Here is an 11,535-nt window from a genome sequence, read left to right on the forward strand (position 1 = left end):
TTGTATTGTTTATGTAAATCTGTTCAAAGATCGCTTCTTTTCGAAGAATGCTCCTTTTCAAAAGCGGATGCAAAGGTAAAAACTTTTAAGCATATCTTCCAAATGTTTTCGGAAGTTTTTTTTTAAATTCTTTTCTCATTCAAAACAACTCTCTTGCGAAAGGAAGAACTGAGAAAGAAAAGAATCCAAAAAGCTCTTTTCTTTGCGAGTCGGACTGCAAAGATAAAGATAAAATTCAATAAACTCCAAACAATTTCAGATATTTATTTTTCATTTCTATCTAATCTTCAGCACTCATGCGCTTTTGTTTCAGAATGTCAATCTATCGCTGCTCTCGTTCTCGAAAGCGGATGCAAAAGTAGAGGATTTTAATATACCGACCAAATATATCTTTCACTTTTTCCTAATATTTTTGAAACTTTTTTGTAACTGGCTGATTAGTAAAGATGTTGTAGAGCATATGCTTTTAAAAGTGTTATACCTACCGACAAAATAGGTACATTATATATATACGTGCGCGCGAAAGCGGCTTCCTACTTCCATTATTTACTGTTCAAAGCAATGAGAATCATAATACACATATTTGGCATTTAAGAATAAAAGCACTAATTTTACTTTTAAATAAAAACCGTATGAGATACAAAAAGATTATAGAACTATTACCAGCTTGCGCATTACTCTCTTTGCTATCGAGCGCAAACGGCGCATGCAGCAGCGGACAGGCAAGTAACAAACAAGAGAAAGTAGTCGTAACAGATACGATAACCGCTTTCGCATTACCCACAATCCCCACAATGCTGAATACTCCGGAATTGCGTGCCGATTATCTGGCGCGTCATTACTGGGATAATGTAAATTTCACCGACACCAATTACATACACCATCCCGAAGTGACGGAGCAAGCATGGGTAAACTTCATTGATATTCTGCGACTGGTACCCGCTTCAACAGGGGATACAGCCTTGAAAACCTTGTTTGCACAAGCTGAAAAAGAGAAAAAATGCTATATGTACCTGACTTCCCTTGCGGACAAATATCTATACGATCCAAACTCGCCGATGCGTAATGAAGAATTGTATATATCCGTGCTGGATGCCATGCTGAAATCTTCCGTCATGGATGACACAGAGAAAATTCGTCCGAAAGCCCGGCGGGAACTGGCGCAGAAAAACCGTGTAGGTACAAAAGCGCTGGATTTTACCTATACGCTCGCCAATGGCCAGCAGGGCAACTTGTACAATATCAAAGCTCCTTACACATTGCTATTTATCAATAATCCCGGTTGCCACGCTTGCGGTGAAACGATAGAAGCGTTGAAACACAGTCCTTCCATTCACCAAGCCACTGCACAAAGCCGGATGAAAATTCTGTCCATTTATCCCGATGCGGATTTGGCGGAATGGCGAAGACATCTATCGGATTTTCCTGTGGAATGGATTAACGGTTATGACAAGAAACAGACAATCGAGCAAAACAATCTTTACGACTTAAAAGCCATCCCAACCCTGTATCTACTGGATAAGGATAAAACTGTATTGCTGAAAGACGTTACAACCAAAGAAATAGAGGAATACTTGCAGAATATTCAGTGAACAGTTTCGGCATAGCGAGTTTCAAGGAGATAAACGGTTTTTTCAGAGAGAACCTCGCCCTTTATAAAAAAGAATAATATTCTCCGTCATTCATTCAGAGCGCAGCGAAGAATCTTTTCCCTATCACAAAGGAGTGGATTCTTCGCTGCGCTCTGAATGAATGACGGAGAACACGGTGTTTAATCCGTACATTATTCTATAATTTTTGCATCTTCGATGTCGTCATCATCGGCCTTACCGCCCGTAACTGGTGCTTTAGGACGGAGACGAGTGAACTTGAACCAGTTTATCAGTTCCGAAACCGCATAAACCAAACTGGTGATTCCGATAATAATAAACGCCGTAGAGCGTACTCCCGTAGGATTGAACAGGGCAATCAATCCGGCAAGCAATATCAGTACCGGAACAACGTAGAATCCGCCCGGCACAGGTGTCCATCTGCGGGCAGCCGAAAGCGAAGCTATCTGCTGCACACCGCCCATTACAAGGATAAAGCCCAGCACGAACGTCAGCAAATCGGCAAAAAAGCCCGGCATAATAACCAGCCACAATCCGAACAGCAAGCTGCCTATCCCCTCGATAGGAAAACGGCGGCGCACCTCGGCACTCTGAGCATAATATCCTATAATACTGATGAGCGAAGGCACAAGGAAAATGACACCGATCGTTATCACAAAATAATCACCGGCCTGGTCGGGAAACATCACCAACACCAAGCCTATTACCAGCGCGCACACGGCGCGCAAGAATGAATAACTTAATCCTTTCATGAGTTTTTGATTTTTTGCGAAGATACATTATTTATCTGAACAACCCCGCATGATAATACCGAAAAATCAGTTCACATTGAGCCAGGCGTTCAAGTCTTCGGCTATAAAAAGCCAATATAGCAATAAGACAATGGCAATAATCGCGCCTACGACAATCAAATGTTTTCGCTTCATAGTTTGTTCCTTTCTTTTTAATAGTAAATAATAGCTGTTATCCGCTATAAAGAACAAAATTTTAAGAAAAATGTTCTTATACGAAAAAAAAGTAAGATTTATTTTGGCGATTAAAACAATGTGCTTATATTTGCCTCGGTTAAAATAAAAAAAGACAATGAAAACAATGTTCGTAAATACATATTGGTGGTGGCACCCGTTACAACTCCGGCAGTCGTAAGGGAGCAGTGCTCGTATGTATATATGTAATATATGATAGATATAAAAAGAGCCCTGTCGCACCAAGCGACGGGGCTTTTTTCGTTTAAGCGATGTACATCTCCCCCCTATCAAATCAATGGTAAAATGATAAATAATAAAAAAGACAATAATATGGCGAGTTTCTTAGTTGACAAAGAAGGCTATTACGGAGAATTCGGCGGGGCATACGTTCCCGAGATACTCCACAGATGTGTAGAGGAGTTGCAGAACACCTATCTTGACGTTCTGCAAAGTGAGGATTTCAAGCGGGAGTACGACCAGTTGCTGCGCGACTACGTAGGGCGTCCTTCTCCGCTGTATCAGGCCAAACGCCTGTCGGAGAAGTACGGTTGCAGGATTTATCTGAAACGGGAAGACCTGAACCACACCGGCGCGCACAAAATCAACAATACCATCGGCCAGATTTTGCTGGCGCGCCGCATGGGCAAGCACCGCATCATCGCCGAGACAGGAGCGGGACAGCACGGCGTCGCCACCGCCACCGTCTGCGCATTGATGAATATGGAGTGCATCGTATATATGGGCAAGACCGATGTGGAGCGTCAGCACATCAACGTAGAGAAAATGAAGATGCTGGGAGCAACCGTAGTCCCCGTAACCAGCGGCAACATGACCTTGAAAGACGCCACCAACGAGGCCATACGCGACTGGTGCTGCCACCCTGCCGACACCTATTACATCATCGGCTCCACCGTAGGCCCGCACCCCTATCCCGATATGGTGGCACGCCTGCAATCGGTTATCAGCGAGGAGATTAAGAAGCAGCTCATGGAAAAGGAAGGGCGCGATTGTCCGGACTATCTCATAGCCTGCGTAGGCGGCGGAAGCAATGCCGCCGGAACCATTTACCACTATGTCGACGACGAACGCGCGCAGATAGTTCTCGCCGAAGCCGGCGGTAAAGGAGTGGAAACGGGCATGACGGCCGCCACCATCGCCCTCGGCAAACTGGGCATCATTCATGGAGCGCGCACCTACGTCATCCAGAACGAGGACGGGCAGATTGAGGAACCTTACTCCATCTCCGCCGGACTGGATTATCCGGGCATAGGTCCCATGCACGCCAACCTTGCCGCACGGAAACGCGCCATCGTACTCTCCGTAAATGACGACGAGGCTATCCGCGCCGCTTACGAACTGACAAAGCTCGAAGGCATCATCCCCGCATTGGAAAGCGCCCACGCCCTCGGCGCCTTGGAGAAACTGAACTTCAAACCCGACGATGTGGTGGTACTGACCGTTTCGGGACGGGGGGATAAGGATGTGGAAACGTATTTAAGTTATGAGTTATGAGTTATGAGTTATGAGTTATAAGTTATGAGTTATAAGTTATGAGGGTTTGTGATATAAACTGACTGTTACAACTGACTGCTACTACTTACTGTTACTACTATTTACTGTTACTATTTACTCAATAAAGGAAGCAATGAAACAATATAATTATCAAACGGTCAGCCGTACAGTGCTTGGCGACCTGCATACTCCCGTAAGCACTTATCTGAAAGTGCGCGACATCTTTCCTCAAAGCGCGCTCATGGAGAGTTCCGATTATCACGGCAGCGAGAACAACCGTTCTTTCATCGGGCTTTGTCCGGTGGCAAGCGTCAGCATAGACCACGGAACCGCCGTATTCCGCCTGCCCGACGGCACACGCGAGGAACATCCCGTTACCGGAGAGTACCGTGCGGAGAATGCTCTGCGGGACTTTCTCAACCGCTTTCATGTGGAAGGCGAGTACAGCGACTATTGCGGGCTGTACGGCTACACCTCTTTCAACGCCGTACGCTATTTCGAGAACATTCCCGTAAAGGACAGCCGCGAAGCCACCAACGATGCGCCGGATATGCTATACATATTATACAAGTATCTCATCGTTTTCAACGACTTCAAGAACGAGATGCTGTTGCTGGAAATGCTGGCTCCCGGCGGGAAAAGCGAGCTGGACAAAGTACGGAAAGCCATTCACAACCGCAATTATACCGTTTACGACTTCCGTGCCGTAGGCGAAACGACCTCTCCGCTGACGGACGAGGAGCACAAAGCCAACATCCGCCAAGGAATAGCCCACTGCATGCGGGGTGATGTTTTCCAGATAGTCCTCTCCCGCCGCTTCGAGCAACGTTTCACAGGCGACGATTTCAAGCTCTATCGCGCTCTGCGCAGCATCAACCCCTCTCCCTACCTGTTTTACTTTGACTTCGGCGGTTTCCGTATCTTCGGCTCATCGCCCGAAACGCACTGCCGCATCGAAGGACGCCATGCCTATATAGACCCCATTGCCGGCACTACCAAGCGCACCGGCGACCCGGAGCAGGATGCCGTAAACGCCCGTTACCTGCACGACGACCCGAAAGAAAACGCGGAGCACGTGATGCTGGTAGACCTCGCCCGCAACGACCTCAGCCGCAACTGCCACGACGTGAAAGTGGATTTCTACAAGGAGATGCAATATTACAGCCACGTCATTCACCTCGTGAGCCGCGTCAGCGGTACGCTGAACAGCGAAGCCGATCCTATCAAGGCGTTCATCGACACCTTCCCCGCCGGAACATTGAGCGGTGCGCCGAAAGTACGCGCCATGCAGCTCATCAGCGAACTGGAGCCGCATAATCGTGGCGCCTACGGCGGTTGCATCGGGTTCATCGGTCTGAACGGCAGTCTGAATCAGGCCATCACCATCCGCACATTCGTCAGCCGCAACGGGGTACTGTGGTTTCAGGCAGGCGGCGGCATCGTAGCCAAAAGCAATGACGAATACGAGCTGCAAGAGGTGAACAACAAACTGGGAGCATTGAAGAAGGCGATTGTAATGGCGGAGAGAATGAAAGAAATGAAGAATGAGGATGAAGTATGAAGAATAAAGGATGAAAATTTTGAAAGATATGGAAATGAAAATAGTAATCATAGACAATTACGACTCTTTCACCTACAACCTTGCGCATCTGGTGAAAGAACTCGGAGCAACGGTGGATGTGTTGCGCAACGACCGATTCAAAATGGACGAACTGGAGAAATATGATAAGATTCTTCTTTCTCCCGGCCCCGGTGTGCCCGAAGAAGCGGGGTTGTTACCGGATGTCATACGTACCTATTCCGGAAAGAAACCGATATTGGGAGTGTGCCTGGGAGAGCAGGCTATCGGACAGGTATTCGGCGGGAGATTGGTCAATCTCAGCAAGGTGTTTCACGGCGTACAGACCGATATACGGCTGACAGAACCGGATTACATTTTCCGGGGACTGCCTGAGAAAATACCTGTGGGGCGCTACCATTCTTGGGTAGTGGATACGGAAGGACTGCCTGCAACGCTTGCCGTTACAGCCGTCAGTCCCGAAGGGCAGATTATGGCGTTGAAACACCGGGAGTACGACGTTCACGGCATTCAGTTTCATCCGGAATCCGTGTTGACCCCGGACGGAAAGCAGATTATGAAAAATTGGCTGGACGGTGACGAAAAGGACGGAATAAACGGCGCAGCTTATGAAGGTAAATGACACAGTTCACGAGGATGCAGCGCAGACCTCATAAGGTACAAGCGGCCTCATAAGTACAGGTGCACATTGCGTGAAAAACAAGCGCACACTGCGTGAAAAACAAGCGCACACTGCGTGAAAGCCAAGCAAGCACTTCGTGAGAACCGAGCAGGCACTTCGCGAGAATCGAGCAGGCACTTCGTGAGAGCCGACCGCACACCTCATGGAAGCTGACCGCGCACCTCACAAGAGCCGGGCAGGCATCTCACGGGAGTGAAGCAAGCGCCTCACGAGAACAAAAAAACGTTACTCGGAAACATATTCGATTACTGATATCAGCACTCATGCTTAGCCATACATCAACTATAAACTTTTTAATCACTGACTTAAACAGATGAAAACAATATTAACCCGCCTCTTCAATCACGAAGAGCTCACCGCAGAGGAGTCCAGACAAATCCTGCTCAACATCAGCCGGGAGATGTATCCCGAGGCGCAGATAGCAGCGTTACTCACTGTTTTTCAGATGCGCGGCATCACAGTAGACGAACTGACAGGCTTTCGCGAAGCACTTATGGAAACACGAGTCCCGATAGACTTCGCGCCCTATCGCCCCATTGACATCGTAGGTACGGGCGGTGACGGAAAGAACACGTTCAACATCTCCACCTGCGCCTGCTTCATTGTGGCGGGAGCGGGTTACAAAGTGGCCAAGCACGGCAATTACGGCGCTACTTCCGTCAGCGGGGCAAGCAACGTAATAGAGCAGCATGGCGTGCGCTTCACCAATAATCCCGACATCCTGAAGCGCAGCATGGAAGAATGCAACATTGCCTACCTGCACGCCCAACTGTTCAATCCGGCAATGAAAACCGTCGGTTCTGTGCGCAAAGCGTTGGGAGTACGGACGCTGTTCAACCTGCTGGGCCCGCTGGTGAATCCGTGCAAACCCGCTTATCAGCTGCTGGGTGTGGCAGACCTCTCGCAGATGCGTCTCTACACAAATGTTTTCTACAAGCTCGGTATCGACTTTGCCGTCGTCAACAGCCTGGACAATTACGATGAAATCTCGCTGACCGATGAATTCAAGGTAATGACACGCAATTATGAGCGCATCTATCGTCCGCAAGCTCTCGGTTTCAGCGCGGTACGTCCCGAAGAGCTTTCCGGCGGAGCATGTAAGGAAGACGCGGCACGCATCTTCGATAATGTCCTGAACAACCGTGCGGAAGCCGCCCAGACGCAATGTGTCATTGTCAATGCCGCCTTTGCCATTCAGGTCATGGAACCGGAAAAGGAGATTGAAGAATGCATCGCCATAGCCCGCGAATCACTGGAAAGCGGACGGGCGTTGAAGACATTGAAAAAGTTTATAGAAATAAGTAAAGGTTGAAAATCAAGTTATGCTATACTGTCATTCAGAGAGAAGCGAAGCATCTCTTCCCTTTGTGAATACAAGTCTTTATGTGAATGTCAAGAAGAGAGAAGATTCTTCGCTCTGAATGACAGATAGGATTAACCGATTATACGCATTTACTTAAACAGCGCCATATCACCCCCAACCCATAACTCATAACTCATAACTTATAACTCACCCCTCCCCTCCTATGGATATTCTATCTGAAATAACAGACCACAAACGAATCGAAGTGGAATTGCAGAAACAGGCTGTTTCACCCGAACAGTTGCGCGAGCAAGTACGCGACCTAATGGAAAACTCCCCTGCCCCACGCCGCAGCATGAAACGTGCGCTGGCTTCCTCACCCGCGGGAATCATTGCCGAGTTCAAGCGGCGCTCGCCCTCGAAAGGCTGGATATACGAGACGGCCAAAGCCGACGAAATACCAGCCGCATACAAGGCGGCAGGCGCTTCCGCCATCTCCATCCTTACGGATGAGAAATTCTTCGGCGGTTCGTTGCGGGACATCCGTACGGCACGTCCGCTGGTCGACATTCCTATCTTGAGAAAAGACTTCATCATCGACGAATACCAACTGCTGCAAGCACGTATCGCAGGTGCGGACGCCGTATTGCTCATCGCCGCCTGTCTGACGCAGGAAGAATGCGCCGACCTCACCGCCCGGGCGCACGCCCTGGGACTGGAAGTGCTGCTCGAAATCCACAGCCCCCGCGAACTTGCTTATATAAGTAAGGATGTGGACATGGTAGGCGTCAACAACCGCAACCTCGGCACATTCGTCACCGATGTGGAGAACTCGTTCCGCATAGCCGGACAACTCCGGCAGGCGATAGCCGGCGTCCGTAACATTTCCGACGCTCAAGACGCTCCCGATGCCTGTAACATTTCCGATGCACGTAACGTTCCCAACGCCCAAGGCTCTTCCGATACCCCCCGACATCAGCCGCTACTTGTTTCGGAAAGCGGTATTTCGCACCCCGAAACCATCTGCCGCCTGCGCACCGCCGGTTTCCGAGGCTTCCTTATCGGAGAAACCTTTATGAAAACCCCGCAGCCGGGAGACGCGCTGAAAGGCTTCATACAAGGCATCGAGGAAACCGAAGCACAGAAATCTTTGTGAGCAATGAATAATGAATCATAAATATAGTAAACAGTAACTCCCATGGCTTCTCTTATTATCAAAGTATGTGGTATGACCGAAGCGGAAAACATCCGCAATGTAGAGCAACTGGACGTAGATATGATAGGTTTCATCTTCTACCCCAAGTCTCCCCGTTGCCTGTGCGAAATGCCGGCATACCTGCCTGTGCACGCAAAGCGTGTCGGCGTCTTCGTAAACGAAAACAAGGACGACATCCTGATGTACACCGACCGTTTTGCGCTGGATTATATCCAGCTCCACGGCAACGAATCGCCCGAGTACTGCCGTTCTTTATGCAACAACGGCCTGCATCTCATCAAAGCTTTCTCCATCGCGCACCCCAAGGATTTGGCGGCCGTCTCCGCCTACAAGGGATTATGCGACTATTACCTGTTTGACACCAAAACGCCACAGTATGGCGGTTCCGGCAATCAGTTCGACTGGAACCTGCTGCTTCGATACACCGGAATGACACCCTTTCTGCTCAGCGGCGGCATCAACCCTTACAGCGTCAAAGCAATCAGGGAGTTCCATCACCCCAAACTGGCCGGCATCGACATCAACAGCCGCTTCGAAACGGCTCCGGGCAAAAAAGACGTGGAACGCATCGGAAAATTCCTTCAGGAAATAAGAGGCGGCGAACCTGCCGGCAAGTAGCACCGCTACCCGCCGATAACGTAACAGACAACAATAAATCCATAATAACGAACTCACTATGAACCGTATCAACCAACTTTTCCAGAACAGCCCCCAAAACCTGCTGTCTATCTACTTTTGTGCCGGCTGCCCCACACTCGACGGCACAGCCGATGTTATCCGCACGCTCGAAAAGAACGGAGTGGATATGATAGAAATCGGCATCCCCTTCAGCGACCCCATGGCGGACGGCATCGTCATTCAGGATGCCGCCACCCGTGCCCTGCGCAACGGAATGTCTCTCCGCATCCTCTTTGACCAGCTGCGTGACATCCGCCGCGATGTCCGCATACCGCTGATATTGATGGGATATCTCAATCCTATCCTGCACTTCGGCTTTGAAGCCTTCTGCCGGAAATGTACGGAATGTGGCATCGACGGCGTCATCATCCCCGACCTGCCCTTCAGGGAATACGAGGCGAACTATAAGGCCGTCGCGCAAAAGTACGACATCCGCATCATCATGCTCATCACCCCCGAAACCAGCGAAAAGCGCGTCCGCGAGATAGATGCCCACACCGACGGATTCATTTATATGGTGTCGTCGGCAGCCACCACCGGCGCGCAAAAGGATTTCGACACCCGGAAACAAGCCTACTTCAAGAAGATTCAGGACATGAACCTGCGCAATCCGCGTATGGTAGGTTTCGGCATCAGCAATAAACAGACGTTCAATGCCGCCTGCTCCCATTCGTCCGGAGCCATCATCGGAAGCCGCTTCGTCACTCTGCTCAACGAATATAAAGGAGATGCCGGAAAAGCCGTCGCGCACCTGAAAGAGGACTTGGAGCAAGGATGATAAAAGGGTTATTACTTTATCATTACCACCTTATCACTTTTTTTCCTATCTTTGTGCCCGAAAAAGAAGAAAAACGAGATATTTATGAAAGCAGATTACCCTTCCGTTCTCTTAATTTACACAGGCGGAACTATCGGAATGATAGAAAACCCGGAAACCGGCGCACTGGAAAATTTCAATTTCGACCACCTGCTCAAGCATGTCCCCGAATTGAAACGCTTCAACTACCGTATCTCGTCCTATCAGTTCGACCCGCCCATCGACTCCTCTGATATGGAACCTTCTCTGTGGGCCAAGATTGTCGAAATCATAAATGATAACTACGATAACTTTGACGGCTTTGTCATCCTGCACGGCACCGACACGATGGCGTATACGGCATCGGCGCTCAGCTTCATGCTCGAAAACCTCGCGAAGCCGGTTATCCTTACCGGTTCGCAGCTGCCTATCGGAACCTTGCGCACGGACGGAAAGGAAAATCTGATTACTTCCATCGAAATAGCCGCCGCCAAGCATCCCGACGGCACCGCCATCGTTCCCGAAGTATGCATCTTCTTCGAGAACGAACTGATGCGGGGCAACCGGACAACCAAAATCAATGCCGAAAATTTCAACGCTTTCCGCTCCTTCAACTATCCCGCCCTGGCAAAAGCAGGCATCCATATCCGCTACAACGAGCACAGCATCCGTCGCCCCGACCCTGCACGGCCGATGAAACCGCATTATCTCTTCGACACCAACGTCGTAGTCCTCACCCTGTTTCCGGGCATTCAGGAAAGCATCATCAATTCCGTACTGCACGTTCCGGGGTTGAAAGCGGTGGTTCTCAAGACATTCGGTTCCGGCAACGCTCCCCAAAAGGAGTGGTTCATCCGGCAACTAAAGGATGCCACAGAGCGCGGCATCGTCATCGTCAACATCACCCAGTGCCAAAGCGGCGGCGTAGAGATGGGGCGTTACGAAACCGGCCTGCATCTTCTTCAAGCCGGCGTTATCAGCGGCTACGACAGTACGCCCGAGTGCGCCGTTACAAAGCTCATGTTCCTGCTCGGACACGGGCTGGACCAGACAGAAATTCGTCACCGGATGAATTCGGATTTAGCAGGGGAAATTACAAAAGAGTAATTTCCTCTTTTTTTCTTCTCCCCCCTTCTGACTTTTTCCCTCACCCGCTCTGGATAGTATTTACAAGTTTTCAAGACCGGCAAA

At 49.5% G+C, this 11,535-nt stretch carries 10 protein-coding genes; 9 read left to right on the forward strand and 1 reads right to left on the reverse strand.

The features are described 5' to 3' along the window. The first annotated feature begins 632 nt into the window (after positions 1 to 632). Entirely contained in the window at positions 633 to 1,592 is a 960-nt protein-coding gene (locus BUB52_RS04640; RefSeq protein ID WP_009123384.1) for a DUF5106 domain-containing protein, read from the forward strand. A 191-nt stretch (positions 1,593 to 1,783) separates the two neighbouring features. Here the strand turns inward: BUB52_RS04640 and BUB52_RS04645 are convergent, their stop codons facing one another. Then, positions 1,784 to 2,362, reverse strand: coding sequence for an HdeD family acid-resistance protein (locus BUB52_RS04645; RefSeq protein ID WP_009123383.1), 579 nt, complete (start codon positions 2,360 to 2,362; stop codon positions 1,784 to 1,786). Positions 2,363 to 2,908: 546 nt separating this feature from the next. Between BUB52_RS04645 and trpB the strand changes: the two genes are divergently transcribed. From trpB to BUB52_RS04690, 8 genes are all read left to right on the forward strand, one after another. Further along, the gene (gene trpB / locus BUB52_RS04655; protein ID WP_039951228.1) at positions 2,909 to 4,090 is read left to right on the forward strand and encodes a tryptophan synthase subunit beta; all 1,182 of its coding nucleotides are present in this window, start codon (positions 2,909 to 2,911) and stop codon (positions 4,088 to 4,090) included. A gap of 133 nt (positions 4,091 to 4,223) precedes the next feature. Then, entirely contained in the window at positions 4,224 to 5,651 is a 1,428-nt protein-coding gene (locus BUB52_RS04660; protein ID WP_039951224.1) for an anthranilate synthase component I family protein, read from the forward strand. Between the two features lie 34 nt (positions 5,652 to 5,685). After that, entirely contained in the window at positions 5,686 to 6,291 is a 606-nt protein-coding gene (locus BUB52_RS04665; RefSeq protein WP_039951226.1) for an anthranilate synthase component II, read from the forward strand. Positions 6,292 to 6,664: 373 nt separating this feature from the next. Next, positions 6,665 to 7,663 (forward strand): anthranilate phosphoribosyltransferase, encoded by a 999-nt coding sequence (trpD, locus tag BUB52_RS04670; RefSeq protein ID WP_009123377.1) that lies wholly within the window; start codon positions 6,665 to 6,667, stop codon positions 7,661 to 7,663. A gap of 214 nt (positions 7,664 to 7,877) precedes the next feature. Then, a complete protein-coding gene (locus tag BUB52_RS04675; protein ID WP_009123376.1) occupies positions 7,878 to 8,810 on the forward strand; it encodes an indole-3-glycerol phosphate synthase TrpC in 933 nt (310 codons plus the stop codon). 42 nt (positions 8,811 to 8,852) lie between these two features. Beyond that, complete coding sequence (locus BUB52_RS04680; protein ID WP_009123375.1) at positions 8,853 to 9,488, forward strand: phosphoribosylanthranilate isomerase; 636 nt, start codon at positions 8,853 to 8,855, stop codon at positions 9,486 to 9,488. 58 nt (positions 9,489 to 9,546) lie between these two features. After that, positions 9,547 to 10,326, forward strand: a complete 780-nt coding sequence (gene trpA, locus BUB52_RS04685) for a tryptophan synthase subunit alpha (protein ID WP_009123374.1) — start codon at positions 9,547 to 9,549, stop codon at positions 10,324 to 10,326. Between the two features lie 84 nt (positions 10,327 to 10,410). Continuing rightward, a complete protein-coding gene (locus BUB52_RS04690) occupies positions 10,411 to 11,451 on the forward strand; it encodes an asparaginase (protein WP_009123373.1) in 1,041 nt (346 codons plus the stop codon). Positions 11,452 to 11,535 lie beyond the last annotated feature (84 nt).

The sequence above is a fragment of the Bacteroides clarus YIT 12056 genome, assembly GCF_900129655.1.
In the GTDB taxonomy this organism is placed as follows: domain Bacteria; phylum Bacteroidota; class Bacteroidia; order Bacteroidales; family Bacteroidaceae; genus Bacteroides; species Bacteroides clarus.